The 24,980-nt window shown below is 69.8% G+C and carries 21 protein-coding genes; 11 read left to right on the top strand and 10 right to left on the bottom strand.

Translation table 11 applies throughout. The features are described 5' to 3' along the window. Window positions 1–4: 4 nt before the first annotated feature. From HYN04_RS02875 to cobS, 3 genes are all read right to left on the bottom strand, one after another. Window positions 5–961: an esterase-like activity of phytase family protein gene (locus tag HYN04_RS02875; RefSeq protein WP_110449363.1), complete on the bottom strand. Its 957-nt coding sequence runs from the start codon at window positions 959–961 to the stop codon at window positions 5–7. Beyond that, window positions 961–2,910 carry a cobaltochelatase subunit CobT gene (gene cobT, locus HYN04_RS02880; RefSeq protein WP_110449364.1) on the bottom strand — a complete coding sequence of 650 codons (1,950 nt, stop codon included), beginning with the start codon at window positions 2,908–2,910 and terminating at the stop codon, window positions 961–963. Before cobT ends, HYN04_RS02875 begins: the two co-directional genes overlap by 1 nt. An 83-nt stretch (window positions 2,911–2,993) precedes the next feature. Continuing rightward, window positions 2,994–3,998 carry a cobaltochelatase subunit CobS gene (cobS, locus tag HYN04_RS02885; RefSeq protein WP_110449365.1) on the bottom strand — a complete coding sequence of 335 codons (1,005 nt, stop codon included), beginning with the start codon at window positions 3,996–3,998 and terminating at the stop codon, window positions 2,994–2,996. 92 nt (window positions 3,999–4,090) lie between these two features. Here cobS and HYN04_RS02890 point away from each other — a divergent pair, with 92 nt between their 5' ends. Next, complete coding sequence (locus HYN04_RS02890) at window positions 4,091–4,954, top strand: TauD/TfdA dioxygenase family protein (RefSeq protein ID WP_110449366.1); 864 nt, start codon at window positions 4,091–4,093, stop codon at window positions 4,952–4,954. Window positions 4,955–4,980: 26 nt separating this feature from the next. Beyond that, complete coding sequence (locus HYN04_RS02895) at window positions 4,981–8,115, top strand: DUF748 domain-containing protein (protein ID WP_110449367.1); 3,135 nt, start codon at window positions 4,981–4,983, stop codon at window positions 8,113–8,115. 15 nt (window positions 8,116–8,130) lie between these two features. Here HYN04_RS02895 and HYN04_RS02900 read toward each other — a convergent pair whose 3' ends face one another. Further along, window positions 8,131–8,778, bottom strand: coding sequence for a DnaJ domain-containing protein (locus tag HYN04_RS02900; protein WP_110449368.1), 648 nt, complete (start codon window positions 8,776–8,778; stop codon window positions 8,131–8,133). 50 nt (window positions 8,779–8,828) lie between these two features. On the opposite strand from HYN04_RS02900, the gene HYN04_RS02905 reads away from it, so the two are divergent. Genes HYN04_RS02905 through HYN04_RS02920 form a run of 4 tightly spaced genes read left to right on the top strand, consistent with a single transcriptional unit; the run spans window position 8,829 to window position 12,846 of the window. Further along, complete coding sequence (locus HYN04_RS02905) at window positions 8,829–9,104, top strand: BolA family protein (RefSeq protein WP_110449369.1); 276 nt, start codon at window positions 8,829–8,831, stop codon at window positions 9,102–9,104. Window positions 9,105–9,137: 33 nt separating this feature from the next. Then, a complete protein-coding gene (locus HYN04_RS02910; protein WP_110449370.1) occupies window positions 9,138–9,644 on the top strand; it encodes a 2Fe-2S iron-sulfur cluster-binding protein in 507 nt (168 codons plus the stop codon). Further along, window positions 9,641–10,585, top strand: coding sequence for an FAD binding domain-containing protein (locus tag HYN04_RS02915; protein WP_110449371.1), 945 nt, complete (start codon window positions 9,641–9,643; stop codon window positions 10,583–10,585). Before HYN04_RS02910 ends, HYN04_RS02915 begins: the two co-directional genes overlap by 4 nt. Next, window positions 10,582–12,846 carry a xanthine dehydrogenase family protein molybdopterin-binding subunit gene (locus tag HYN04_RS02920; protein WP_110449372.1) on the top strand — a complete coding sequence of 755 codons (2,265 nt, stop codon included), beginning with the start codon at window positions 10,582–10,584 and terminating at the stop codon, window positions 12,844–12,846. Before HYN04_RS02915 ends, HYN04_RS02920 begins: the two co-directional genes overlap by 4 nt. A gap of 21 nt (window positions 12,847–12,867) precedes the next feature. On the opposite strand, the gene HYN04_RS02925 is transcribed toward HYN04_RS02920, so the two are convergent. The 3 genes from HYN04_RS02925 to HYN04_RS02935 are packed head-to-tail and all read right to left on the bottom strand — an operon-like array spanning window position 12,868 to window position 15,808. Next, window positions 12,868–14,154: an HlyC/CorC family transporter gene (locus tag HYN04_RS02925; RefSeq protein WP_110449373.1), complete on the bottom strand. Its 1,287-nt coding sequence runs from the start codon at window positions 14,152–14,154 to the stop codon at window positions 12,868–12,870. Further along, entirely contained in the window at window positions 14,154–15,263 is a 1,110-nt protein-coding gene (gene aroB, locus HYN04_RS02930) for a 3-dehydroquinate synthase (protein WP_110449374.1), read from the bottom strand. The genes HYN04_RS02925 and aroB overlap by 1 nt, the downstream gene beginning before the upstream one ends. Beyond that, the gene (locus tag HYN04_RS02935) at window positions 15,260–15,808 is read right to left on the bottom strand and encodes a shikimate kinase (RefSeq protein WP_110449375.1); all 549 of its coding nucleotides are present in this window, start codon (window positions 15,806–15,808) and stop codon (window positions 15,260–15,262) included. The genes aroB and HYN04_RS02935 overlap by 4 nt, the downstream gene beginning before the upstream one ends. Window positions 15,809–15,890: 82 nt before the next feature. Here HYN04_RS02935 and HYN04_RS02940 point away from each other — a divergent pair, with 82 nt between their 5' ends. From HYN04_RS02940 to HYN04_RS02950, 3 genes are all read left to right on the top strand, one after another. Beyond that, on the top strand, window positions 15,891–16,832 hold the full coding sequence (locus HYN04_RS02940) for a site-specific tyrosine recombinase XerD (RefSeq protein ID WP_241962710.1): 942 nt from the start codon (window positions 15,891–15,893) through the stop codon (window positions 16,830–16,832). A 53-nt stretch (window positions 16,833–16,885) separates the two neighbouring features. Then, window positions 16,886–17,848 (top strand): acetyl-CoA carboxylase carboxyltransferase subunit alpha, encoded by a 963-nt coding sequence (locus HYN04_RS02945; RefSeq protein ID WP_110449377.1) that lies wholly within the window; start codon window positions 16,886–16,888, stop codon window positions 17,846–17,848. Between the two features lie 84 nt (window positions 17,849–17,932). Further along, window positions 17,933–18,907, top strand: coding sequence for an NAD(P)H-dependent flavin oxidoreductase (locus HYN04_RS02950; protein ID WP_110449378.1), 975 nt, complete (start codon window positions 17,933–17,935; stop codon window positions 18,905–18,907). A gap of 3 nt (window positions 18,908–18,910) precedes the next feature. Here HYN04_RS02950 and HYN04_RS02955 read toward each other — a convergent pair whose 3' ends face one another. The 3 genes from HYN04_RS02955 to HYN04_RS02965 are packed head-to-tail and all read right to left on the bottom strand — an operon-like array spanning window position 18,911 to window position 21,726. After that, window positions 18,911–19,921: a beta-eliminating lyase-related protein gene (locus HYN04_RS02955; RefSeq protein ID WP_110449379.1), complete on the bottom strand. Its 1,011-nt coding sequence runs from the start codon at window positions 19,919–19,921 to the stop codon at window positions 18,911–18,913. 8 nt (window positions 19,922–19,929) lie between these two features. After that, on the bottom strand, window positions 19,930–21,075 hold the full coding sequence (locus HYN04_RS02960; protein ID WP_110449380.1) for an epoxide hydrolase family protein: 1,146 nt from the start codon (window positions 21,073–21,075) through the stop codon (window positions 19,930–19,932). A gap of 57 nt (window positions 21,076–21,132) precedes the next feature. Further along, complete coding sequence (locus tag HYN04_RS02965) at window positions 21,133–21,726, bottom strand: TetR/AcrR family transcriptional regulator (RefSeq protein ID WP_110449381.1); 594 nt, start codon at window positions 21,724–21,726, stop codon at window positions 21,133–21,135. A 99-nt stretch (window positions 21,727–21,825) separates the two neighbouring features. Between HYN04_RS02965 and HYN04_RS02970 the strand changes: the two genes are divergently transcribed. Next, window positions 21,826–23,214, top strand: a complete 1,389-nt coding sequence (locus tag HYN04_RS02970) for a carotenoid oxygenase family protein (RefSeq protein WP_110449382.1) — start codon at window positions 21,826–21,828, stop codon at window positions 23,212–23,214. A 74-nt stretch (window positions 23,215–23,288) separates the two neighbouring features. Beyond that, window positions 23,289–24,950, top strand: coding sequence for an alkaline phosphatase D family protein (locus HYN04_RS02975; RefSeq protein WP_110449383.1), 1,662 nt, complete (start codon window positions 23,289–23,291; stop codon window positions 24,948–24,950). Window positions 24,951–24,980: the final 30 nt, after the last annotated feature.

Consider the following 24,980-nt stretch of genomic DNA (forward strand, 5'->3'; position numbering starts at 1 on the left):
CGGCTTATGGCTTCCAGTCGAAGGCGAGCAGCAGGGTCCTCTGCTCGGTCGAGAAGTTGTCGTCCGAGGCCAGCAGGAACCGGAGGCCGCCATCCTTCCCGGGCAGGACGTCCACGCCCTCGAAATTGTCCGTGGTCAGCGGCCGGGCCAGCTCAAGGCGGTCCACCTCCACTCCGGCGGCGTTGCGCAGGATGAGGGCGATGCGGGAGCCGCGAAGAGGGTCCCAGGCGCGGATCATGTAGGCCAGGCCGCCGCCTGGCAGGGGCGTCACCGCCACCAGGCCAAACTCGAAGGGCTTGGGAAGGGTTCCCAGAGATTGGCAGGGCTTACGCAGGGCGCAGGTCCAGAGTTCCCCGGACTCCTCGCCTCCGGCCAGCCAGGCGTCGGGTCCGCGGGCGGGATCTGCGGACAGGGCCTCAAGCCCGCCATTGGGCGGGAAGGCCGCCTCGGGGCTGTTCACCTGCCGCGGGGGCCGGCCGTCGGCGGGATACAGAAGGATGCGGTGTCGCTGCTCGAAACTGACGAGGCGGGAGCCGTCCTTGAGGAGAGCCAGGCCCTCGGCGTCGGCCTCCAGCTTGCCCCCCAGGGGACCGCCCTCCGGCGCCTGCAGGGGCGTGATGCGCGCCCTGTCCACGCCCGCGAGGCGGCCGCTTGCGTCAAGCCTCAATCGCGCCTCGAACAGGTCGCCCTCGTCCGTGACGCCCAGGATCCGGTTGTCCGGCAGCGCCCGGATGTCCGAGAGGCCGTGCAGCCGATTGCTGTCCGACGCAGTCAGGGCCAGGCCGCCGGCATAACGGAACCGTCCAAATTCAGTCCGGTCAGGCCGTGTGGGATCGGCCGCCACGGGTTCGGCGACGACGGTGACCCAGGGGCCCATCTGGACCGGACCCGTCGCCCGCACGGAGCGGTCGGCGCAGGCGGCGGCCAGGAGGGCGAGGGCGGCGATCAGCACCCTTCGCATCAAAGGACGGCCTTCCGGACTTCCTTGAAGGTCGAGCGCCGGGCGGCTCCGTCCGGGCCCTGGGTGTGGGGTGGGGGCGCCAGCAGGCCCGCCGTCCGCCGGTTCATCTTGCGGGGCTCCTCGTCGAACAGCTCGGCCAGCTGGTCGACGATGGCGCCCGCCAGCTGCTCGACGTCGACGATGGTCACCGCCCGGCGATAGTAGCGGGTGACATCATGCCCGATGCCGATGGCGATCAGCTGGACGGGGCTCTTGCCCTCGATCTCGGCGATCACCTCGCGAAGGTGCTTTTCCAGATAGTGGCCCGAGTTCACCGACAGGGTGGAGTCGTCCACCGGCGCCCCGTCGGAAATGACCATCAGGATCCGGCGCGCCTCGGACCGGCCGATCAGCCTCTGGTGTGCCCACATCAGGGCCTCGCCGTCGATGTTCTCCTTCAGGAGCCCCTCGCGCATCATCAGGCCCAGGTTGCGCCGGGCCCGCCGCCAGGGGGCGTCCGCGGCCTTGTAGATGATGTGCCGCAGGTCGTTCAGGCGGCCGGGCGCTGCGGGCTTGCCGGCCTTCAGCCAGTCCTCGCGGGAACTGCCGCCCTTCCAGGCCCGGGTGGTGAAGCCCAGGACCTCTGTCTTGACCCCGCAGCGCTCAAGGGTGCGCGCCAGGATGTCGGCGCAGACGGCGGCCACCATGATCGGCCGGCCGCGCATGGACCCGGAATTGTCGATGAGGATGCTGACCACCGTGTCGCGGAACTCGGTGTCCTCCTCCTCCTTGAAGGCCAGGGAGGCGGTCGGATCGACGATCACGCGGGTCAGGCGCGCCACGTCCAGGATCCCTTCCTCCAGGTCGAAGGTCCAGGAGCGGTTCTGTTGGGCCATCAGCTTGCGCTGGAGCTTGTTGGCCAGGCGCGAGACCACGGTCGAAAGGCTGGCCAGCTGTTGGTCAAGATAGGCGCGCAGCCGGGTCAGTTCCTCGGCCTCGCAGAGCTCCTCGGCGGCGACGACCTCGTCGTGGGCGGTGGTGAAGATCCGGTAGACGGGAACCTTGCCCTCGCCCTTGATCTCGGGACGGGCCGGCTGGTCGCCCTCGCCCATTTCCGGGGGCTCGTCCATGTCCTCGGCGTTGGGGTCCTCCATCGCCTCGGTGAGCTGGCTGTCGGCGTCCTCGCTTTCACTGTGGGTGCTCTCGCTGTCGTCCATCGAGGTCTGCTGGGGCGACTGGGCCTCGCCTTCGCCCTCTTCGCCCTGCTCGCTGGCCTCGGCCTCGCCCTCGTCGCCGTCCTCTTCCTGCTGGTCAGCCGGCTCGGGCGCGTCCGACAGGTCGTCGCCCATGGACAGGTCGCGCAGCAGGCTCCGGGCAAGGCGGGCAAAGGCCTTCTGGTCGCCGATGACCTCGCCCAGCTTGTCCAGGGTCTCGCTGCCGCGGGCCTCGATCTCGGCGCGGTACATGTCGACCAGGGGGCGGGCGTTGGCGGGCGGCTCCACCCCGGTCAGGCGCTCGCGCACCAGGAGGGAGACGATATCCGCCATGGGTGGGTTGGCCTGCGCCTCCACGGGGTTGAAGGGGCGGCGCGCCCAGGCGGCCTCGTGCATGGCCTTCAGGTTGGCCTTCACCCCGCCCAGGGCGTTGGCGCCCACGGCCTCGATCCGAGCCTGCTCAAGCGCGTCAAAGACGGGTTGGCCCTCGGCCGATCCCGGCCGGGTCCGGGCGTGGATGGCCGGGTCGTGCTGCGACATCCGAAGGGCCATCTGGTCGGCCAAGCCGCGGATCCGCGCCGCGTCGTCCGGGGTCAGGTCCCGGGGCGGGTGGGGCAGGACGGCCCGGTCCCCCTGGACCCCTGAAGCCTCGCCGGAATAGACGATCTCCAGGTCCGGATTCTGGGCGAGCGACCGCACCGCGTTGGCCAGGGCGCGCTTGAAGGGCTCGACGGGGCTTTCCGGGTTTCTGGACATGGCCGGGGTTCAGGGTCTCCTCAACTCAGAAACGGCGACCCGGTTCCCGGGCGTCGGTCTCCCGGTCAGGGCGCCTGCCGGGCTCAGCCGAGACGCGGGCGGGCGGTGCTTTCGGGCAGTTCCTGCCCAAAGGCGCGCTGGTAGAACTCGGCCACGGTGCCGCGCTCGAGCTCATCGCACTTGTTCAGGAAGGTCATGCGGAAGGCCAGGCCCAGGTCGCCGTCGAAGATCTCGGCGTTCTGCGCCCAGGTGATGACCGTCCGCGGGCTCATCACGGTCGAGATGTCGCCGTTGATGAAGGCGTTGCGGGTCATGTCCGCCACCCGGACCATGGCCGCGACCGTGCGACGGCCCTCGGCCGTGGCGTAGGCGGGGCACTTGGCCACCACGATGTCGGCCTCCACGTCGTGGGCCAGGTAGTTCAGGGTGGTCACGATCGACCAACGGTCCATCTGGCCCTGATTGATCTGCTGGGTGCCGTGATAGAGCCCCGTCGTGTCGCCCAGGCCGATGGTGTTGGTCGTGGCGAACAGGCGGAAGAAGCGGTTCGGCCGGATCACCCGGTTCTGGTCGAGGAGGGTCAGCTTGCCTTGCGCCTCCAGCACCCGCTGGATGACGAACATCACATCGGGTCGGCCCGCGTCGTATTCGTCGAACACCAGGGCGATAGGCCGCTGGATCGTCCAGGGCAGGATGCCTTCGCGGAACTCGGTGACCTGCTTGCCGTCCTTCAGGACGATGGCGTCCTTGCCGACCAGGTCGATCCGCGAGACGTGGCTGTCCAGGTTGACCCGGATGAGGGGCCAGTTGAGGCGCGCGGCAACCTGCTCGATGTGGGTGGACTTGCCCGTCCCGTGATAACCCTGCACCATGACCCGGCGATCATGTGCAAACCCGGCGCATATGGCCTTGGTGGTCTCCGGATCGAACCGATAGGCCGGATCGACGTCGGGGACGTGCGGGTCGCGCTCGCTGAAGGCGGGGACCATCATGTCGGAGTCGACGCCGAACGTCTCCCTCAGGGAGACGCTGCGGTCGGGAACGAGGGACAGGAGCTTTTCGTCCTGGGTATCGGCGAGAGAAGTCATGGCCCGGTTCGATTACAGGCTTACGCGCCCGATGCAAACCGGCTTTGATGGCGGCGTGACCCCGCAGCGAGAATGAGGGTCGGGAGGCGGTGATGAGCGCACAGGCGGAACGCAGCATCCGGGTTGCAGCCGAGCCCACGGGCTTTGGCGCACGTATCTCCGGACCAGACCTTTCCCAGCCCTTGCCAGAGGGCGTCCTGGCCGAGATCCACGAGGCTTGGGCCCGGCACTCGGTGGTCTGTTTCCCGGGCCAACCGCTGGGCCTCGACGCCCTTGAGGCCTTCACCCAGCAGATCGGCCCCTTCGGCAAGGACCCCTACATCGAGCCCATGCCCGGTCGGCCCAACGTCCTCGAACTGCGCCGCGAGCCGGACGAGAAGGCAAGCAACTTCGGAGCGGGATGGCATTCGGACTGGAGCTTCCTCGAGACTCCCCCGGCCGCCACCCTCCTGCGCGCCCAGACCATCCCGCCGGTCGGCGGCGACACCCTGTTCGTCGACGCCAGCCGGGCGTGGGACGCCCTCTCCGACGCCATGAAGGCCGTGCTGGCGCCCCTGCGGGCTGTCCACTCGGCCCGGCAGAGCTACGGCACCAAGGGGGTCTTCGCCCGCGACACCGAAGCCCGGACGATGAAGATCATCGTCTCGGAGGAGGCGGATGGCAGCCTGACCCATCCCCTGGTTCGGACCCATCCGGTGACGGGCCGCAAGGCTCTCTACATCAGCCCGGTCTACACCGTCGGGATCGAGGGCTTCACGCCGGAGGAGTCCAAGGCTCTCCTGGGCTTTCTTTTCGCGCACCTGACACAGGAAGAGTTCATCTACCGGCACCGCTGGACCGTGGGCGACCTTCTGATGTGGGACAACCGCTGCACCATGCACTTCGCCGAAGGTGGCTACGACGGCCACCTGAGGGTCATGCACCGTACGACGGTGCAGGGTGAGGTCCCGGCCTGACGCCGGGTTGGGGGAGGGGGACTGGGATGTTCAAGGGCGCCTTGAAGGTCTGGGTCTGGGCAGGCCTGGCGATCGCTGTCCTCTTCGGCGCCTACGTCGTCGCCGGCTACACGCTGGTCCCGGGTATCATCCGGTCCCAGGCGATCAAGTGGGCGGACGAGAAGCTGCAAAAGCGCCTCGCCCTCGGCGAAATCCGCTTTGATCCCTTCCGCCTCGCGGTCGACATCGAGGACATCGCCCTTCCAGCCGAAGCGCCCATGGTTAAGGTCGGGGCCCTTCGGGTAGACATCAGCTTCCTCTCGCTCTTCACCGGAACGCCCCGGTTCAACGAGATCGCTGTCAACCGACCGTGGGTCTCGGCCATCCTGCGGCCTGACGGCTCGCTGAACCTGGCGGAACTCGCGCCGCCGCCCTCCGATGGCCCCACCCCAAAGCTGGTGATCTCGGATCTCATCGTCGCCGGGGGCGAGGTGGCCTTCGCCGACCACAGGCATGCGCTGAAGCCCGACAAGGTGCTTCGGCCCCTCGGCTTCCGGCTCCGCGACTTCCGGACCTTCCCGGGCGAAGACGGCCGGTTTTCCCTGAACGCCCGCACCCTGCATGACGAGACCCTGGCCTGGAGCGGTACGGCCAGCCTCACGCCCGTAGGGTCGCGGGGCGAGATCGTCGTGAACAAGCTCCACGCCGTTTCCCTGTCCCGCTTCCTTGGCGATGAACTTCCACTCGGCCTGGGCGACGGACTCGCCGATGTCGCGGTGAACTACGACCTGTCCCTCACCGACGCGGGTGCGGGCCTGAAGGGGACCCTCAAGACCTTCAGTCTCAGAAACTTCGCCGCCGTCACCCGCGGCGACCTGCCGCCGGCCCAGTTGGCGGTCGGCCAGGTCGACCTGGCGCCTACCGCCTTCACGGTCTCGGCGCCCAGCAAGGGCGCCCCGGATCTCACTTTCCGCCTGCCCTCCGCCGACATCCGCGGCCTGTCCGTCCGGCCTCCGAAGGGCGGAGAGGGGGCGTCGCTGTCCCATGTCCAGGTTGGCGACGTTGCAGTGTCACTGGCCGGACAGTCCGTCTCGATCGGGTCCGTCCGGCTGGAAGGCCTTTCCGCCGCCGTCCTGCGAACCCCAAACGGTGACATCCGCGTAGCCGGCCTCGCCCCGCCCCCGCCTGCCAAGCCCCAGCCCAGGACGCCCCAGCCCGCGAAGCCTCCGGCCTCCAAGCCTTCAGCGCCGGCCTGGAAGGTCAGCCTGGGGCGGGTCGACCTCGCCGGGGGCGATGTCCGGATCACCGACCAGGCGGTCTCTCCCGCGGCCGCCTTCCGGCTCTCGCCCCTGAATGTCGGCCTGACCGGCGACCTTGCAACTCCCGGCGGCCCCCTCGGCGTCGAGGCCTCCACCCGCATCAACGGCTCGGCCAGCCTTTCGGCCCGGGGGAAGGTCAATCCCACCGCACCCTCCGCCCAGCTGGATGTCAACCTGGCCGCCCTGCCCCTGGCCTGGCTCAAGCCCTACCTGCCGGTACCCGCGGCCCTGGACATCCGCTCCGGGATGGCCAGCGCCCGGGGCGCCATCGCCTTCGATGGACGCCGCCCCGCCCAGCCGGACTTCAGCTGGAAGGGCTCCGCGGCCGTCGACGGGTTCGAGGTCTTCGAGACCCAGGCCCAGTCCCGGCTGGCGGCGTGGAATCGCTTTGCCCTCGAGGGCATGGACCTGACCCCGAGGGGTCTGCGCATCGCCTCTGGCCGGCTGAATGGCCTTGACGCCCGTCTCGAGGTGCTTCCGGACACTTCGCTGAACATCCGGGCCCTGCTGGAGGAGGACCCTGAGGCCAACGCCCGCGCCGAGACGCTCAAGGGCGCCGACCTGAAATCACTCAAGGGCAAGGCCCGCCGGGAGGAGCAGAAGCGCCTGGCCAAGGTGCGCCGCGAGGCCCTGGATGCCCGCGCCGCCAAGCGGGCTGAGGCCCGCAGCAATCGCGTCGAGCCCGACTTCCCCGTCACCCTCGATCGCCTGACCTTCGAGGCCGGCCGTCTTCAGTTCTCGGACTACTCGATCACCCCGAACTTCGCCGCCACCATCGACGCCCTCCGCGGCCGGGTGGACGGCATCAGCAACCGGCCGGGCCGGACCGCCAGCATCCAGCTGGACGGACAGGTGATCAGCCCCAACTCCCCCGTGGTCATCCGAGGGACCCTCGATCCCCTGGACGTGACCGACAGGACCGACATCTCGATGGCGTTCCGGAACATCGAGCTGCCGGTGTTCAACCCCTATTCCGGCCGCTACGCCGGCTACGCCATCGCCCGGGGCAAGCTCACCACGGAGCTGCACTACCGCATCGTCAATGACGCGCTGAACGCCGACCATCACGTTATCATCGACCAGCTGGAGTGGGGCGAGGCCACCAACAGCAAGGACAAGGTGCCCGTGCCGGTACGCCTGGCGACCTCCCTCCTGAAGGACAAGAATGGCGTGATCGACCTCACGGTCCCCGTCACGGGTTCGTTGGAGGACCCGAAGTTCAGGATCTGGCCGATTGTCTGGCAGGTGGTTCGCAACCTCTTCAGCAAGGCTGTCTCCTCTCCGTTCCAGGCCCTTGCGGCGTCTTTCCCCGGAGTCGAGGGCGCCCGGTATGTGGACTTCCAGCCCGGGTCGACCGCCCTTCGGGAGGGGCAGGGCGAGGCCTTTTCAGCCCTTGTCCCCGCCTTCGCCGACCGCCCGGCCCTCAGCCTCGACATCCCGGCCGGGCCCGGCCTCGACGCCGACGCCGAGGCCCTGGCCGAACGCGCCATGTCCGACCGGATGATGGCCCGGGATCTCAAGCGCCGGCCCGACGCCAGGTTTTCGGAGCTGGGCGTGGACGCCCGGTTCGACCGGCTGCGCGACCTGTACCGGGAGACCCTGGGCAAGGCGCCGGAGTTCCCGGAGACCGAGGCCCGGGGCGAAGCCCAGAAACTCGAGCGCATCGAGTGGATGACCGACGCCCTGCGTCCCAGGTTCGCCCCGGACGCAGGGGCCCTCGTCGAGCTGGGCCAGGCCCGCGCCCGGGCGGTAAGCGAGGCGGTCATCGCAGCTGGCCTCGATCCGTCCAGGGTCTTCGTGAATACGAACCTGGCGCCCACTTCGGATGGCGACCGGGTGCGGCTGGAGCTCTCAGTGCGCTGAACGCCGCCAGGGATTTCAGGCCAGCTTGGCCTTCCGCAGGACCTGGTAGGCGCGGATCGTCCGCTGCAGCTTGGCTTCGGCAGACCGGTCACCGCCGTTGGCGTCGGGGTGGCAGAGCTTCACCAGTTCGGTGTAGCGAGCCCGGATCCGGGCGGCGTCCGCGTCCTCGTCGAGGTCCAGGTCCGCCAGGGCGCTCCGCTCCAGCTTGCCTAGCCGTCGGAGGGGGGCCGCCTCGGCGGACCGGCCCTTGGTGGTCCGTCCGAATAGGTCGAAGGGGTCGCGGTAACCGTCTCCCGTGGCGAAGCCGTGTGCGGCCGCTGCGGCCTCCCTGGAGTTGCGCCCGGCCTTGAAGTCCCAAGTCGGCCGGTCGCCCAGGGCGCTCTGTTCCATCCGGGCCCGCACCTCGGACTCGCTCATGCCGGCGAAGAAGTTCCAGTTGCGGTTGTAGTCGGCGGCATGGGGCTGGCAGAACCAGTAGTGCTCGTTCAGGAGGTCCCGGCTCTTGGGCGCCCGGGCGCTGGCGGCGATCCGGCAGCCGGGATGGTCGCAGGCGCGCTCCCCGGGCTTCAGCGCATGGACATCAGCCTGGGCCGCCTCGTCGGCCGTAGGCGGCCGGACGCGGATGTCTACGAAGCGGGGTCTGTATTGAAACGCGCCGGCCATCCGCCAAGTATGAGAAGGTTGGGCAGGCTTTCAAGATTCGAAGGACGGGCATGGGACGGATCGCTGGAACGTTGCGGGAAAAGCTCAGCGTCGCCTTCGCGCCCGAGGAGCTCGAGGTCGAGGACGACTCCGCCCGGCATGCCGGGCATGCGGGGGCTACACCGGGGGGCGAAAGCCACTTCAACATCCGCATCCGGTCCGCCGCCTTCGCCGGCCAGTCCCGGGTGACCCGCCAACGCATGGTCTACCGGGTCCTCGCCGAGGAACTCGCCGGGCCCGTCCACGCCCTGTCCCTGACGGCCCTTGCGCCGGACGAGGCAAGGTAACAGTCTGTCGGCCTTGAACGGGGGGAACCTGAATTGCTGACCACCATCCGGGTGAACGGGGTCGACCGCGCGGCCGACGTCGACACGCGCACGAGCCTGCTCGATTTCCTGCGCGAGCGCCTCGACCTCAAGGGAACCAAGAAGGGCTGCGATCACGGCCAGTGCGGCGCCTGCACGGTGCTGGTGAACGGGGTCCGGATCAACGCCTGCCTGTCCCTCGCGGTCATGCATGAGGGCGACGAGGTCGTGACGGTCGAGGGGTTGGCGGAGGCTGAGGCCCTTCATCCCGTCCAGGCGGCCTTCCTGGCCGAGGACGCCTTCCAGTGCGGTTATTGCACCCCGGGACAGATCTGCTCGGCGGTGGGCCTGCTCTCCGAGATCGCCGCCGGACAGCCCAGCGAGGCGACGGCCGACCTCGCCGGGCCCGTGGTTCTCACCGACGCCGAGATCCGTGAGCGGATGAGCGGCAACATCTGTCGCTGCTCGGCCTATCCCCAGATCCTCGCCGCCGTGCGCCGCGCCGCCGGAGCCGCCGCATGAAGCCCTTCGCCTATGAGCGCGCCCGGGATGTCGACCACGCCCTCAGCCTGGTCGCAGCCAGCCCCGGGGCCCGGTTCCTGGCCGGGGGCACCAACCTCCTGGACCTGATGAAGCTGGAGATCGAGCAGCCGCCGCGGCTGATCGACGTGGGCCGCCTGCGCCTGGCCGATATCGCCGAGACCGCCGGAGGCGGCCTCCGCATCGGGGCCCTGGCCAGCAATACGGCCGTCGCCTCCGACCCGAGGGTCCGCCGCCGCTATCCGGCCCTGGCGCGGGCCATACTCGCCGGGGGCTCAGTCCAGCTGCGCAACAAGGCCACGGTGGGCGGCAACCTGATGCAGCGCACCCGCTGCCCCTATTTCATGGACGCCGCCAAGCCCTGCAACAAGCGTCTCCCGGGATCCGGCTGCAGCGCCATGGACGGCCTGTCGAGCACCCTGGCCCTCTTCGGGGCCAGCGAGATGTGCATCGCCGTCAGTCCTTCGGACATGAGCGTGGCCCTGGCCGCCTTCGACGCCGTGGCCGAGACGGTCCGGGCCGATGGGTCGGTCCAGCGCCGGCCGGTCGAGACCCTGCACCGCCTGCCGGACGAGGCGCCGCAGGTGGATACGGACCTCGCGCCCGATGAACTCATCCTGGCGGTCGAGCTGCCGCCCCCGCCCGAGGGGGGGCAGGCCTGGCGGAAGGTCAGGGCCCGGGCGTCCTACACCGGGGCCCTCGCCAGCGTCGCCGTCGCCGGCGACCGCGTGGCCCTGGGGGCGGTGGCTGCGCGCCCCTGGCGCGCCCGCACCGCCGAAACCGCCCTGGCCGACGGAGCCTCGCCCGCCGAGGCGGTCGGAGCCGAACTGGCCGCCGCCGTAGGGCAGGCGGGTCGAAAGTCCCTGGTGCGGCGCCTCGCCGCCGACGTGATCCGGCAGGCCCGGGAAGGGGTGGGCTCATGAGCACCGTTCGCGACTGGGCCGCGCCCAATCCCGTCACAGAGAACCGCACGGGCCTGATCGGCCGGCCCGTCGATCGCTATGAGGGACGTCTCAAGGTCACCGGGACGGCGCCTTACGCCTTCGAGGTGGAGACCCCCGCGCCCCCCCTCTACGGCCACATTGTCTCCTCGACCCTGGCCCGGGGTCGCATTGTCTCGATCGAGGTCTCGGCGGCCGAGGCCGCGCCCGGCGTTGTCCGGGTCTGGACCCACCTCAATGTTCCGGCCCAGGCGGCGCGGGGCGCACGGCTCAATCCGCGCAGCCAGAGAGCCTCAAATCCAGCCCTGGAATCGGACCGCGTCGAGCACTACGGCCAGTCCGTCGCCTTCGTCCTCGCCGATACGCCCGAGAACGCCCGGGCCGCCGGCGGCCTGGTGCGGATCGTCTATGAAGCCGAGCCGGCCGACCTCGACTTTTTGTCCAGCCTGGACCAGGCGGGTCCCGCCCCGGGCGAGGAAGACATGCGCGTCGGCGACTTCGAGGCGGGATACTCCGCCTCCGAGGTGACGGTCGACGCCACCTGGTTCAGCCCCCTGCAGAACCACGCCCAGATGGAGCCATGCGCCACCACCGCCTGGTGGGAAGGCGACAAGGTGGTGGTCCACACCTCCATCCAGATGGTCAAGGGCGGCCAGCACGCCCTGGCCGAGACCCTGGGAATCCCCTCAGACCGGGTCCGCCTCTTCACGCGCTACATCGGCGGCGGTTTCGGCGGGAAGGGCCAGTCCTACGACGACCTGACCCTGGCGGCCCTCGCCGCCCGCGAAGCCGGCCAGCCGGTCCGGGTCGCCTACACCCGCCAGCAGATGTTCCAGGCCACCATCCACCGGCCCGCCGTCCAGATGAGGGTCCGGCTTGGCGCCGACCGCTCCGGCCGGCTCAACGCCATGGCCCTGGAGGCGGTGACCCATTGCGCCCGCAACGCCCCCTTCGTGGAGCACGCCGCCAACTTCGCCCGCAACCTCTATGCGGCGCCGCACCGACTGACGGGGCACCGGCTGGTCCGCCTCGACATTCCCCACGCCGGAGCCATGCGCGCGCCGGGTGAGGCGCCGGGGATGCTGTCCCTGGAATGCGCCATGGACGAACTGGCCGAGACCCTGGGCCTTGACCCCATCGAGCTGCGTATCCGCAATGAGCCCCTGGCGGACCCGGAGACCGGCAAGCCCTTCTCCGTCCGCCAGCTCGTTCGCTGCATGCAGGAAGGCGCACAGCAGTTCGGCTGGGATCGCCGGAACCCGGCGCCCGGCGCCGTCCGGGACGGGCGCTGGTATGTCGGCATGGGCATGGCGACCGCCATCCGCGGCAACTTCCTGCTGCCCGCCAAGGCCGGGCTTCGCCTCACCGGCGACGGAATCGCGACCCTCACCCAGGGCATGACCGACATCGGCACCGGCACCTACACCATCCTGGCCCAGATCACGGGCGAGACCCTGGGCCTCACCCTTGACCAGGTCCGGGTCGAGTTGGGCGATTCCGACATGCCTCCGGCGCCCGGCTCGGGCGGCCAGTTCGGCGCCGCCACTGCAGGCTCCGCGGCCTTCGAGACGGGGATGGTCATGCGCCGCCGCCTGGCCGAGCTCGCCGCCGGGGACCCGACCTCGCCCCTCTATGGCGAGGACCCGACCCTGATGGACTTCGCCAACGGCAACATTGTCCTGGGTAACCGCAGCGAGAGCCTCGCCGCCCTGGCCGCCCGCGCCGGGCCTGAGGGGGTTTATGTGGAAGGCGGGATCTCTCCCGCCGCCGACGCCCGCGACTGGTCCCAGCACACCTACGGCGCCCAGTTCACCGAGGTCGGGGTCGACTCCGTCACTGGCGAGGTGCGCCTGCGCCGCATGTTCGGGGTCTTCGCCGCCGGTCGCATCCTCAACGCCAAGCTGGCCAAGAGCCAGATCACCGGCGGGATGATCTGGGGTGTCGGCGCGGCCCTCTCCGAGGCCAACCCGGTCGATCCGCGCTATGGCTCCTTCCTCCACCAGGACCTGGGGGGCTACCTCGCCCCGGTCCATGCGGACATCGTCAACCTCGACGCGGTCCTGCTGGACGAGGCCGACGACAAGGCCAACCCCATGGGGATCAAGGGCGTGGGCGAGCTGGGCATCTGTGGCGCGGGAGCAGCCATCGCCAACGCAGTCTACAATGCCTGCGGCGTACGCCTGCGCGACTACCCCCTGACCCCGGACAAGGTGCTGGCCGCCCTGGAGGCCAAGGGCCTCTGAGGACCAGCGCCATCCGGCGGGTCAGGCGGTCTCCGCGCCCTCAAGGGGGGGCGAGATCTTCAGGGCGGTGATGCGGTTGCGCACCCGCTTGACCACCTGGAAGCGGTGGCCGTGGAAGATGAAGGCCTGGCCGATCCTGGGGATGGCCTGAGCCTCGTGGATGACCAGGCCGGCCACGGTCACGGCGGGCTCGTCGGGCAGGTTCCAGTCCATGGCGCGGTTCAGGTCACGGACGGCCACCGACCCGGCCACCGACACCGACCCGTCCGGCTGACGGCGAAGGCCCTCGACGGTGTTGTCGTACTCGTCCTCGATCTCACCGACGATCTCCTCGAGGATGTCCTCCAGGGTCACCAGGCCCTGCAGGGCCCCGTACTCGTCGACCACCAGGGCGAAGTGGTTCTTCTGCTTGAGGAAGGCGTTCAGCTGATCCTTGAGGTTGGTGGTGTCCGGGATGAACCAGGGCTCGCGGCGGATCTTGTCCACCGACACCTTCGACATGTCGCCGTCCGCTTCCGAGATCGCCAGCAACAGGTCCTTGGCGTGCAGGATGCCGATGATGTTCTCGGGGTTGTCCCGGTAGAGGGGAATTCGGGTGTGGTCGCTCTTCAGGACGTGGGCGACCAGCTCCCGGACCGGCAGGTCGGCATCGACCATCGAGATCGACATTCGGTGCACCATGACCTGGCTGACATCCATCTCGGACAGGTCGAGGACCCCGCCCAGCATCCGCCGGTCCCGGGCCTCCACCAGGCCTTCGGAGTGGTGGTACTCCACCGCGCCGCGGATTTCCTCGTGCGCGGCCAGGACGTCCATCTCCATGCCCAGCTTGACGCCGAAAAGGCCCAGCGTCCGCCGGACAACCCACTGGATCGCCCAGATCATGGGGCCAAAGACCTTCACCATCACCAGGGTCGGCGCGGACAGGAAGCGGGCCACGTCGTCCGAGCGCAGGATGGCCAGGGTCTTGGGCAGGACCTCCGAGAACACGAGGACAAGGACGGTCATGATCCCCGTCGCCGCCGCCACGCCCCAGGCCCCGGGGATGGCCTGCGTCAGGACTTCCGTGGTGACTGCCGAGGCCAGGATGTTGATCAGGTTGTTGCCCAGGAGGACCGCCCCGATCATGGTCTCCTGGTCGGAGATCAGGCGGTTCACCCGCCCGGCCGCCCGGTCGCCTTCGCGCTCGAGTTGGTGCATCCGGGTGCGGCTCGCTCCCGTGAGCGCCGTCTCGGCGGCCGAAAACACCGCCGAGATGGCCAGGAGGCCGAAGATAACCGGGGTCAGGGCCAGGACGACGCCCCACATCAGACAGCTCCCTCAGAAACCAGGAAGGCGCGCATGCGGCCCGCGTCGAGGTCGCGCGCCACAAAGGCCTCACCCGCACGCCGGGCGAGGATGAAGGTGAGCCGGCCGCCCTCGGCCTTTTTGTCCTGGGCCATGTGGCGCAGGAGGTCGTCGGCGGCGAAGGTCCGCGCGCTAAGGTCCGACAGGCGGGCGGGCAGGCCCGCAGCGGCGACAGCGGCGACGGCCCGCTCTGCGTCCGCGGCAGGGCACAGGCCCTCTGCGGCCGAGTACCGGAAGGCCATGGCCGAGCCGAGGGCCACCGCCTCACCATGCAGCAGGGCCTCGCCGTAGCCGGTTTCGGCCTCCAGGGCGTGGCCGAAGGTGTGGCCGAGGTTCAGCAGGGCCCGGCGTCCGGCCTCACGCTCGTCGGCGATGACGATCTCGGCCTTCATCTCCACGGACCGCTCCACGGCCCGGGCCAGGGCTTCCGGGTCGCGGGACAGGACCGCACCGCCGTTGGCCTCCAGCCAGGCGAAGAAGTGTTCATCGCCCAGCAGGCCGTACTTCAGCACCTCGGCGTAGCCTGCGCGCATCTCCCGGTCGGAAAGGGTGCCCAGCACGTCGAGGTCTGCAAGGACCAGGCGCGGCTGGTGGAAGGCGCCGACCAGGTTCTTGCCGCGCGGAGTGTCGATGGCCGTCTTGCCCCCCACCGAGGAGTCCACCTGGGCCAGAAGGGTGGTGGGGATCTGCACGAAGTCGGCGCCGCGCTTGTAGATGGCGGCGGCGAAGCCGGCGAGGTCGCCGATCACCCCGCCTCCGAAGGCGACGATCAGGTCGCCCCGGTCCAACTCCAGGGCCAGCAGGGCGTCGCAGAGCGTCTCCAGCCCGGCGAAGCTCTTTGTGGGCTCGCCGGGGGGCAGTACGATGGGATGGACGGCCAGCCCGCCCCGCTCAAGTGCGGCGGTCAGTCGGGCGCCATGCAGTCCCCAGACGGTCTCGTCAGAGACGACGGCGACCCGGTCTCGACGCACGAAGGGGCGCAGGCGCTCTCCGGCCGTCTCCAGCAGTCCGGGGCCAATCAGCACCTCATAGCGGCGCTCGCCAAGCTCGACGGGAACGGAACGGGTCATGTGAGGGGGCGGGCCTGCCAGTCTGTCAGGGCGCGGATCACCTGGTCGACGGTGACCTGGTGCGGCGAATCCCCGGTCTCGACGGTGATGTCCGCCTCGCCGTAGGCCGGATAGCGCGCTTCCGCCTGCTCGGTCAGCACGGTCATCGGGTCCTTGCCGGTCAGCAAGGGGCGGTTGTCCTTGCGCGCCACCCGTCGGGCCAGGACGGGCAGGTCCGCCTTCAGCCAGACCGACACGCTCCGCGCCTTGATCAGGTTCCGGGTCTCGGGGTTCATGAAGGCCCCGCCGCCGGTGGCCAGGATGATGGGCGGCCCCTCCAGGAGACGGGCGATCACCCGTCGCTCTCCGTCACGGAAGGCGGGCTCTCCCAACTGCGCGAAGATTTCCGGGATGGAGCGGCCAGCGGCGACCTCGACCTCTTCATCGGCGTCGCGGAAGGGCAGGTCCAGGGCCTGGGCGAGGCGCTTGCCAACGCTGGACTTGCCCGAACCCATCAGTCCCACGAGGGTGATGGTCCGGGCGCGCAAGGGGTCTGACGGGTCCATGGGAAGTCTTGTTTCTACACCAAGCCTCCGGCAGGCGCTAGGATCAGGCTGATTTGGCGGGCCCGGGCGCCCGCAGGCGGGGATCATGAGCGGCGAGGGCTGGGCCGAGGCTTTCCTGGAGATGATGTCCGTCGAGCGGGCGGCGGCGGCCAACACCCTGCGCGCTTACGAGCGCGATCTCCTGGATGCTTCCGGCTTCCTCGCCGGGCGCGGCCTCTCCCTGGCCTCGGCCTCCGCTGGGGATGTCGAGGCCTACTTCGCTGATCTTGGGCGGCGCGGGCTGTCGCCCGCCACGGCCTCCCGGCGCCGGGCGGCGCTGCGCCAGTTCTACCGCTTCGTCCTGGCCGAGGGCTGGCGCCCCGACGATCCCTCCCGCCGGGTCGAGGCGCCCCGCCGCGGCAGGCCCCTTCCCAGGGTCCTCAGCCGCGAGGAGGCCGCCGCCCTTATCGCCGCCGCCGCCGCCCGGGACGAGGTGAAGGGCCTGCGCCTCGCCTGCATGATCGAGCTGGCCTACGCGGGCGGACTTCGGGTGTCCGAGCTCACCAGCCTTACCCTCGCCGCGGTCGCCCGCGACCCCGACTTCCTGATGATCCGCGGCAAGGGCGGCAAGGAGCGGCTCGCTCCCCTGAACGATGCCGCCCGGGCTGTCGTCCGCGCCTGGCGGGAGGTGAGGTCCAGGACACTGCCAAAGGGAGACACGGCCAATCCCTGGCTCTTCCCTTCCAGCGGCAGGGGCGGGCGGCTGACCCCGCGCCGGTTCGCCCAGCTGCTCGCAGAGGCGGCGGCCGGGGCCGGAATCGACCCCGACCGGGTCTCGCCCCACGTCCTCAGGCACGCCTTCGCCACCCACCTCCTGGAGGGCGGCGCCGACCTGCGCGTCGTCCAGACCCTGCTCGGCCACGCCGACATCGCCACCACCCAGATCTACACCCACGTGGCCGGGGACAGGCTGCGCGAGGTGGTCACCTCGGCCCACCCGCTCTCCGCCGCCCGCAAGCCCGGGCGCGAATCCGGCTTTTCCTGAGGCCCCCCACCCACTAGGTTCCCCCCACCGAAACAGGACGGGATTCCCGCCGCATGGCCGTTCATTATCTCGAGTTCGAGCGCCCCATCGCCGACCTCGAGGCCAAGATCGACGAGCTGTCCCGCCTGGCCGAGACCGCCGGCACGGATGACCTGACCCGCGAGATCGACGCCCTGCGTGACCGGGCCCGGCAGATGCGCAAGGACGCCTACGCCAACCTCGACGCCTGGCAGAAGACGCAGGTCGCCCGTCATCCCGAGCGGCCCCATTTCGTGGATTACTGCGCCGGGCTGATCGACGAGTTCGTCGAGCTGAAGGGCGACCGAAAGTTCGCCGACGACCAGGCCATCATGGGCGGCATCGGCCGGTTCCGCGGCCGCCCCGTCCTGGTCATGGGACATGAGAAGGGGCGGGACACCGTCACCCGGGTAAAGCACAACTTCGGCTATGCCCGGCCCGAGGGCTACCGCAAGGCCATCCGGCTCATGGAGCTGGCCGAGCGCTTCAACCTGCCGGTCATCAGCTTCGTCGACACCCCTGCGGCCTATCCGGGCGTGGGGTCCGAGGAACGCGGCGTCGCCGAGGCCATCGCCCGCTCTACCGAGAAGTGCCTGATGCTCCGGGTGCCCATGGTCGCCATCGTCACGGGCGAGGGCGGGTCGGGCGGCGCCCTGGGCATCGCCTGTGGCAACCGGGTCCTGATCCTCGAGCACGCCATCTATTCGGTCATCCCGCCCGAGGGGGCCAATTCCATCCTCTGGCGGGGCGCGCGCACCGCCGAGGAGGCCGCCAAGGCGATGAAGATCACCGCCGCCGATCTCCTGAAGATGAAGATCGTCGACCGGATCATCCCGGAACCCCCCGGCGGCGCCCACGCCGATCCCGCCGCGGCCCTGCGGATCGTCGGCGACGCCCTGGAAAAGGAACTCGACAGCCTCGAGGGCAAGAGCGTCGAGAAGCTCTTGAAGCAGAGGTCCGAGCGTTTCTACGCCATCGGCCGGACCGGCCTGAAGTAGGCGGAAATGCCGCTTGCCTGACCTTGGGTCCGGCGCTTCATTGTGCCTCCAAGAGGCGAAAGCCTGCGCCAAGGGGAGGACATCATGGCGATCAAGACGCGTTTCACCGAGCTTGTCGGTGTGGAGCACCCTGTCGTGCAGGGCGGCATGCAGTGGGTCGGCCGCGCCGAGCTCGTCGCCGCCGTGGCCAACGCCGGGGGCCTGGGCTTCATCACCGCCCTGACCCAGCCGACGCCGGACGCCCTGCGGGCCGAGATCGAGCGCTGCCGCAAGCTGACGGACAAGCCCTTTGGCGTGAACCTGACCATCCTGCCGGCGATCAACCCGCCGCCCTACGCCGAGTACCGGAAGGCGATCATCGAGAGCGGCGTGAAGATCGTCGAGACCGCGGGCAACAAGCCTCAGGAACACGTCGACGACTTCAAGGCCAACGGCGTCATTGTCGTGCACAAGTGCACCAGTGTCCGCCACGCCCTGTCCGCCGAGCGGATGGGCGTCGACGCCATCTCGATCGACGGCTTCGAGTGCGCCGGCCACCCGGGTGAGGATGATGTCCCCGGCCTGATCCTGATCCCCGCCGCCGCCGACAAGGTGAAGGTGCCGATGATCGCCTCCGGCGGCTTCGGGGACGCCCGCGGCCTGGTGGCCGCCCTGGCCCTCGGCGCCGAGGGCATCAACATGGGCACCCGCTTCATGTGCACGAAGGAAAGCCCGATCCACGAGAACGTGAAGCGCCAGATCGTCGAGAATGACGAGCGCGCCACCGACCTGATCTTCCGCACCATGCACAACACCTCGCGGGTCGCGCGCAACGACATCAGCCGCCAGGTGGTCGAGCTGGAGCGCTCGGGCGCCAAGTTCGAGGACGTGCGGGAGCTGGTGGCCGGCACCCGCGGCCGGGTGGTCTACGAGACCGGCGATCCCGACCACGGCATCTGGTCGGCCGGCCAGGTCCAGGGCCTGATCCACGACATCCCGACCTGCGCCGAGCTGGTCTCGCGCATCGTCACCGAGGCTGAGGCCATCATCAAAGGCCGCCTGGCCCGCTTCGTGGTCTGAGCCTCAGGCGATCCGGCGGAGGGCGGCGGCGATCTCGTCGACCGCTTCCGCTGAGGTCGCCCAGGAGCACATGAACCGCACGGAACCGTCGAGGAAGCGGTAGACGAACCAGCCCTCGGTCCTGAGGGCCTCCAGGCGCGCCTCGTCCATGTGGACAAAGACCCCGTTGGCCTCCACCGGGTGGGCGAGGGGGAAGGGACATGCGGCCGCCAGCCGGGCCGCCATGGCGTTGGCGTGCGCCGCCCGCCGGGCCCAGGCGCCGTCGGCCAGCATCCCCAGGAAGGGGGCCGCCAGGAAACGTCCCTTGGAGGCCAGCTGTCCCGACTGCTTGAGCCGGGCGTCGAAGCGCCGGGCCAGCGCCCGGTCGAAGATCACGATGGCCTCGCAGGGCGGCATGCCCGACTTGGCGCCGCCCAGGACCAGCAGGTCCACGCCCATCGGACCGATGGTGCGGACGTCGAAGCCGGCGGCGGCGGCGTTCGCCAGCCGGGCTCCGTCGAGGTGCACCCCAAGGCCGGAGGATTTCGCCCGCGCGCAGAGGGCCGCCAGGGCCTCGCCCGGATAGACCGCCCCGTACTCCGTCGCCTGGGTCAGGGAAAGGGCGGCGGGGGGCTGGCGGTGCGAGACTTCGGGCTCCGCCAGGACCGCCTCGAGGCCCGCCGGGTCGATCCGTCCCGAGGCGCCTTCCAGTCCCGTCAGGCCCACGCCATGTCCGAACAGGCCCGGCGCGCCGGTCTCGTCAGTCAGGACATGGGCGTGGCGATGCGCCAGCACGGCCTCGAAGGGGCGCGCCAGGGCGGCCAGGCAGATGGCGTTCGCGGCCGTTCCCGAGGCGACGAAGCGGACCTCGGCGTCTGTTTCCAGAAGTGCGCGGACGGCGTCGGCGGCGGCGGCGGTGACCGGGTCAGAGCCGTAGCCAGGCGTGAAGCCGGCCTCATTGGCCCGGACAAGGGCCTCCATCGCCTCCGGTGCGGCGGGCGCCGTGTTGTCAGAGGCGAAGTCATAGCGCGCCATGGCCGGGCTCAGCCCGCCTCGCGGGCCCAGGCCCTGACTTCGTCCACGTAGAGGTCAGGCTCCTCCATGGCTGCGAAATGCCCGCCCCGGGGCATCTCGCTCCACCGGACGATGTTGTAGGCCCGCTCGGCCCAGCTGCGCGGCGGGGCGGAATAGAGGGGCTCGCCCGGGAAGTTGGCGAAGGCCGTCGGAGTTTCGCAGCGCTCGCCCGGCTTGAAGGCGACCCCGCCCTCCTCGCCAAGGCCCCGGTAGTACCAGGCGCCGGTCGTGAAGCTGCCGGTCATCACGTAGATCATGATGTTGGTCAGCAGCTGGTCGCGGGAATAGGCTTGGTCGAGGGTCTTCACCGACAGGTCGGACCAGTCATGGAAGCGCTCGGCGATCCAGGCCGCCTGGCCCACGGGATTGCCCGCCGCCATCCAGGCGATGGACTGGGGCTTGGAGGCCTGCAGGCGGAAGTAGGCGCCCATGAGCTCCATCATCTGCCCCTGGCGGGTGATCCAGGCGATCTCGGCCTCAGACGTCGGACCGCCATTGGGCCGGAAGCCGATCATGTTGAGGTGGATGGCCCGGGCGTTGTCGCCGTGGTTGCGTCCCAGCCAGGAGGTGACGAGGCCGCCCCAGTCGCCGCCCTGGGCGAGATAGGAGCGATAGCCGAGGACCTCGGTCATCAGCTGGTTGAACAGGGCCGCCGTCGCCTTCTGGCCGATGGGGCGCCTGGGCTTGGACGAGAAGCCGAACCCTGGCAGGGACGGGATGACCAGGTCGAAGGCGTCCGCCGGGTCCCCGCCGAAGCGGCTGGGGAAGGCCAGCTTCTCGATGGCGCCCCAGAACTCGAAGTGCGAGCCCGGCCAGCCATGGGTGATGAGCAGGGGTCGCTTTCCCCCGGCCTCTCCCACCACGTGCAGGTAGTGCAGGTCAAAGTCCCCGACCTTCGCCGTGAACTGGGGGAACCGGTTCAGGTCGGCGACCGCGGCGCGCCAGTCGAAACCCTCGGTCCAGTAGGCGCAGAGCGACTTCAGCCAGGCGCCGTCGCAGCCATAGGCCCAGCCGTCCTCGACCTCTGGGGCGATTGGCCAGGGATAGGCCCGGACCTGGGCCAGGACGGCCTCGACCTCGGCCTCGGACCAGCGGACTTCAAAGGGGGTGGGCATGGCGAGTCTCCGGCTCTCTAGGGGCGGAGGCATCTCCACCGCCTGCCGGCGGCGAGGTCAAGGGGCGGCGTCGGCGATGGCGCCCAGGCAAGCCATGCGGTGGAGGCGCCGGCCCTCTGCCGGCGAGATCTGGCCCAGCAGGACCAGGCCGGCGAAGCCGTAGACGATGGCCCAAAAGACATGGCCGTAGTCCTCCGCCGATCCCTTCACCAGGCCGGCGTCGATCAGGCCCTGGACGTGGCGGACCTGGCAGGCGCGGGCCCTTTCGCCGGCGGCGAGCAGCCCCTCCGACGGCGGAGCCTCCATGTCCTTCAGGTCGAACATCAGGGCGTAGGCGCGAGAGTTGTCCACCGCGAAGTCGAGATAGGCCTCGCCCACGGCGATGGAGCGCGCGGCGGCGTCGCCCCCCGCGTCGAAGGCGGCCTCCAGGGCGTCGGCGAAGCGGTTGTAGGCGCTTGTCCTTACCGCATCGATGATCTCGTCCTTGTCCCGGAAGTACCGGTAGGGCGTCATCGGGCTGACCCCGAGGGCCGTGGCCAGCTGACGCATGGTCACCGCCTCGATGCCGTGCTCGGCAAAGAGTTCCTCGGCCGCAGCGCAGAGGCGGGCGCGGAAGTCGGCGACGTCGGCGTCGGAAAGGACCCGGGGCATTCTTCCATCCGCAGCATGGCAACCGCGGTCGGCGCCCTTGCGTCCGACCCCGGGAAGGGTCAACACTTTACATCGTAACTCGGCTGAGGCGCGACCCTGATGAGCGAAAAGAAGCGTGGCAACCCTTACCTGACCGGGAACTTCGCCCCAGTCCGCACCGAGGATGACTTCGACCTCGAGGTTGTCGGCGAGATTCCGGAGGGTCTGGCGGGCACGCTCTACCGCACCGGCGCCAATCCGCAGTTCGAGCCCCTGGATCCCAACTACCACTGGTTCACGGGCGACGGCATGGTCCACGCCTTCCGGGTGGGCGGCGGCAAGGTCACCTATCGGAACCGCTATGTCCGCACCCCGAAGTGGGAGCTGGAGCACCAGCACGGCCGGTCCCTGTTCGGTGGCTTCAATCCCATGCTGAGCGATCCCCTGGCCGCCGGCCAGGACAGCGGCGTGGCGAACACCAACATCCTTTTCCACGCCGGCCGCCTTCTGGCCCTGGAAGAGGGGCACATGCCCTTCGAGGTGGACCGCGACACCCTGGCCCCCTTGGGCTACGCCAGCGAGTACGCCGGGCGGGTCACCGCGCATCCCAAACTGGACCCGAAGACCGGGGAGATGGTCTGGTTCGGCTATGGCGTCGGACCCCACCCCTTCTCCACGACCATGAGCTACGGGGTTACCGACGCCTCCGGCAAGGTCGTCCAGCGGACGGACTTCGAGGCGCCCTACTCGGCCATGGTCCACGACTTCCTGGTCACCGAGAACTACGTCCTGTTCCCGGTCATGCCCCTCACCGGCAGCCTTGAGCGGGCCATGAAGGGCCTGCCCGGCTACGCCTGGGAACCGGGCAAGCCCTCCTATGTCGGCCTCATGAAGCGGGGCGAGGGGGTCTCGGCCATCCGCTGGTTCATGACCAAGCCAGGCTATGTCTTCCATCCCATGAACGCCCGGGAGGAGGGCGACCGGATCATCGCTGAGGTCTGCCTCTACGACGCCGCTCCCCTTTTCCCCCTGGCCGATGGCCGGCCAGGGGCCCGCAGCGGCGCCCGGCTGACCCGATGGGAATTCGACCTGACGGGCGCCACGGACCAGGTGAAGGAGACGGCCATCGACGACCTCGATTCCGAATTCCCGCGCCTGGATGAGCGCTTCGCCGGCCTGCCCTACCGTCACGGCTACTATGCGGCCGACACCACTGGCGCCAAGTCGGTCAAGATGAACGCCATCGCCCACATCGACCTGAAGTCCGGCGTTCGGAAGGTCTGCACCTTCGAGCCTGGCGACCAGGTCTCCGAGCCGGTCTTCACGCCCCGCTCCGCCACGGCGGCCGAGGGCGAGGGCTGGCTGACCACGGTGGTCTGGCGCGCCGCCGAGAACCGTTCCGACCTCGTCATCCTCGACGCCTCGGACGTCGACCGGGGTCCCGTGGCCCTGGCCAAGGTCCCTCGGCGGGTCCCCTTCGGTTTCCATGGGAACTGGGTGGACGCCTAGGCGGCCGGCTTCGTCCAACCGACACAGTTCCGGGCCAGACTGCGACTCCCGCAACTTCCAGGCCCGGAACCTCCATGTCCCCGATCCCCCCCACCCGTCGCCACGCCCTGGCGGGGCTGTCTGCCTCCGCCGTCGTCCTCGCGAGCCTGACGCCGGCGGGCGCCCAGGCGTCGCCGCCGGAAATCTTCCGGCACGGCGTGGCCAGTGGCGATCCGGATGCGACAAGCATCGTACTCTGGACCCGGGTCACCGCTTCCGGCCCTGTCGAGGTCGAGTGGGAACTGGCCGATGACCCGGCCTTCACCCGGCCCGTGCAGGGCGGTCGGGTGATCGCGGGTCCCGAGCGGGATTTCACGGTCAAGGTCCTGGCCTCCGGGCTGACGCCTGGCCGTCAGTACCACTACCGGTTCCGCGCCTTGGGCGAGGCTTCGCCCGCGGGACGCACCCTGACGCTTCCGACGGGACGGTTGGACCGGCTGGGCCTGGCCCTCGTGTCCTGCTCCAACTACGCCTTTGGCTTCTTCAACGCCTACGCGGCCATCGCCCGGGACGCGGCGGTGGACCTGGTGCTCCACACCGGCGACTACATCTACGAGTATGCCGGCGACGGCTGGGGGTCTGAGGCGGCCCAACGGATCGGCCGGGTCCACGAGCCGTCCCGCGAGATCCTCACCCTCTCCGACTACCGGATCCGTCACGCCCAGTACAAGACGGACGCCGGGTCCCGCGCCATGCTCGCGGCCAAGCCCCTGCTGTGCTGCTGGGATGATCACGAGAGCGCCAACAACCCCTGGACAGGGGGGGCCGAGAACCACCAGCCCGAGACGGAGGGGGACTGGGGTGCGCGCCGTGACGCCGCTCTACAGGCCTATTACGAGTGGATGCCGATCCGCGACCCGGCGCCGGGACGGACCCGCGCCCAGTTCTGGCGGACCTATGTCTTTGGCGACCTCGCCACGCTTTGCACCCTCGAGACCCGCCACACAGCCCGGGCTCAACAGATCGACTATGCCGACTGGCGCGACCAGGTGAAGAGCCGCCAGGACGCCGAAACGCTTGAACGCGAGACCATCGGAGCGCCCGGGCGCCGCCTGATCGGTCCGGACCAGGAAGCAGGCCTTGCCGCAGCCTGGCGCGCCTCCATTGCATCCGGGCAGCCCTGGCGGCTGGTCGGCAATCCCATGCCCATCGCCCGGACGCGGGTTCCGGATGTCGCCTCCCTGGGCCTCGTTGCGGGCGCCCGGGGACCTGCAGCCGAAGTGCTGGCCTGGAAGGGTCGATGGAACCTGCCCTTCTACCCGGACACCTGGGATGGCTATTCCTGGGCCCGCGAGCGCTTCTACGACTCCGCTCGTGACGCGGGCGCGACGGATCTCGTTTTCCTGACGGGAGACAGCCACAGCTTCTGGGCGAACCAGTTGGCCGATGGACAGGGCCGGGCTGCGGGCGTCGAGATCGGGACTTCAGGGGTCACCTCCCCGGGTGACTTCATCGAGAGTGGCTTTGGCCCGAAGGCTTCCGCCCGGCTCGACAAGGCCTTCGCCGACCACAACCCCGAGGTGCTTTGGACTGATGGCCTGCACCAGGGCTATGTCCGGGTCGAGCTAGGGCGTTCCGGTGGCCGCGCCATCTTCCTGTCCACCCCCGACCTGGCGCGGCCCGGCCACCGGGCTGAGGTCCTGGGAACCTGGCGCATTGATCGGGGGCCCTCTGGCCTGCGCCTTTCCCCCGCCTAGGGCGGGAATCGATTGACCTTGGGGAAGGGC

Source organism: Phenylobacterium parvum (assembly GCF_003150835.1).
GTDB classification, from domain to species: Bacteria; Pseudomonadota; Alphaproteobacteria; order Caulobacterales; family Caulobacteraceae; genus Phenylobacterium; species Phenylobacterium parvum.

Bases quoted from the DNA above. Each gene is read 5' to 3' on its own strand.
- HYN04_RS02890 (WP_110449366.1), top strand. From the start codon at position 4,091: ATGAGCGCACAGGCGGAACGCAGCATCCGGGTTGCAGCCGAGCCCACG.
- HYN04_RS02900 (WP_110449368.1), bottom strand. From the start codon at position 8,778: ATGGCCGGCGCGTTTCAATACAGACCCCGCTTCGTAGACATCCGCGTC.
- HYN04_RS02975 (WP_110449383.1), top strand. From the start codon at position 23,289: ATGTCCCCGATCCCCCCCACCCGTCGCCACGCCCTGGCGGGGCTGTCT.
- HYN04_RS02875 (WP_110449363.1), bottom strand. From the start codon at position 961: ATGCGAAGGGTGCTGATCGCCGCCCTCGCCCTCCTGGCCGCCGCCTGC.
- HYN04_RS02970 (WP_110449382.1), top strand. From the start codon at position 21,826: ATGAGCGAAAAGAAGCGTGGCAACCCTTACCTGACCGGGAACTTCGCC.
- cobT (WP_110449364.1), bottom strand. From the start codon at position 2,910: ATGTCCAGAAACCCGGAAAGCCCCGTCGAGCCCTTCAAGCGCGCCCTG.
- HYN04_RS02955 (WP_110449379.1), bottom strand. From the start codon at position 19,921: ATGGCGCGCTATGACTTCGCCTCTGACAACACGGCGCCCGCCGCACCG.
- cobS (WP_110449365.1), bottom strand. From the start codon at position 3,998: ATGACTTCTCTCGCCGATACCCAGGACGAAAAGCTCCTGTCCCTCGTT.
- HYN04_RS02905 (WP_110449369.1), top strand. From the start codon at position 8,829: ATGGGACGGATCGCTGGAACGTTGCGGGAAAAGCTCAGCGTCGCCTTC.
- HYN04_RS02895 (WP_110449367.1), top strand. From the start codon at position 4,981: ATGTTCAAGGGCGCCTTGAAGGTCTGGGTCTGGGCAGGCCTGGCGATC.
- HYN04_RS02950 (WP_110449378.1), top strand. From the start codon at position 17,933: ATGGCGATCAAGACGCGTTTCACCGAGCTTGTCGGTGTGGAGCACCCT.
- HYN04_RS02920 (WP_110449372.1), top strand. From the start codon at position 10,582: ATGAGCACCGTTCGCGACTGGGCCGCGCCCAATCCCGTCACAGAGAAC.
- aroB (WP_110449374.1), bottom strand. From the start codon at position 15,263: ATGACCCGTTCCGTTCCCGTCGAGCTTGGCGAGCGCCGCTATGAGGTG.
- HYN04_RS02960 (WP_110449380.1), bottom strand. From the start codon at position 21,075: ATGCCCACCCCCTTTGAAGTCCGCTGGTCCGAGGCCGAGGTCGAGGCC.
- HYN04_RS02915 (WP_110449371.1), top strand. From the start codon at position 9,641: ATGAAGCCCTTCGCCTATGAGCGCGCCCGGGATGTCGACCACGCCCTC.
- HYN04_RS02935 (WP_110449375.1), bottom strand. From the start codon at position 15,808: ATGGACCCGTCAGACCCCTTGCGCGCCCGGACCATCACCCTCGTGGGA.
- HYN04_RS02965 (WP_110449381.1), bottom strand. From the start codon at position 21,726: ATGCCCCGGGTCCTTTCCGACGCCGACGTCGCCGACTTCCGCGCCCGC.
- HYN04_RS02945 (WP_110449377.1), top strand. From the start codon at position 16,886: ATGGCCGTTCATTATCTCGAGTTCGAGCGCCCCATCGCCGACCTCGAG.
- HYN04_RS02925 (WP_110449373.1), bottom strand. From the start codon at position 14,154: ATGTGGGGCGTCGTCCTGGCCCTGACCCCGGTTATCTTCGGCCTCCTG.